Source organism: Janthinobacterium sp. BJB301, from assembly GCF_002735685.1.
In the GTDB taxonomy this organism is placed as follows: domain Bacteria; phylum Pseudomonadota; class Gammaproteobacteria; order Burkholderiales; family Burkholderiaceae_D; genus Janthinobacterium; species Janthinobacterium lividum.
In genome coordinates, this window is record NZ_PDZJ01000022.1 from 1 (window position 1) to 571 (window position 571).

General features: G+C 46.2%; 2 tRNA genes and 1 rRNA gene. All 3 read right to left on the minus strand.

The features are described from left to right. A 23S ribosomal RNA gene (locus tag CSQ91_RS28415) occupies window positions 1-110 on the minus strand; the annotation flags it as partial. 249 nt (window positions 111-359) lie between these two features. Further along, window positions 360-435, minus strand: a tRNA-Ala gene (locus CSQ91_RS28420). 12 nt (window positions 436-447) lie between these two features. Continuing rightward, window positions 448-524: transfer RNA gene (locus CSQ91_RS28425), tRNA-Ile, on the minus strand. Window positions 525-571: the final 47 nt, after the last annotated feature.

Genomic DNA, 571 nt, shown 5'->3' on the forward strand with positions numbered 1-571 from the left:
CTGCGGATCAAAGTGTGTTTGCTCACTCCCCGCAGCTTATCGCAAGCTACTACGTCCTTCATCGCCTGTAATCGCCAAGGCATCCACCATGTGCACTTATTCGCTTGTCCCTATAACGTTAGCCTCTGATTACTAGGTAATCAAAGAGCGCTACAGGGATAAGAAAGTACAACGTTGTTGCTTGTTTGTTGATACATACAATCATTACCCATCGATTCGCTTTTTACGGCAAACCGATCAATAAATAATCTTTACTTCTTCCAGATTGTTAAAGAACGAAACAGCTTTGATCGCTAAAAGATCAAACCTAAACCAAAGTCTTTTTGACTGGCTTACGTTTGCACTTTCGAGTAAAACTTTGGTGGAGGATGACGGGATCGAACCGACGACCCCCTGCTTGCAAAGCAGGTGCTCTCCCAGCTGAGCTAATCCCCCGGGAATTTTTACTGGTAGGGCTGGTTGGACTCGAACCAACGACCCCCGCGTTATCAACACGGTGCTCTAACCAGCTGAGCTACAGCCCCAACGCGGAACTACTACGACTACTGTTTCTTCTTAATTAAACAGCCGA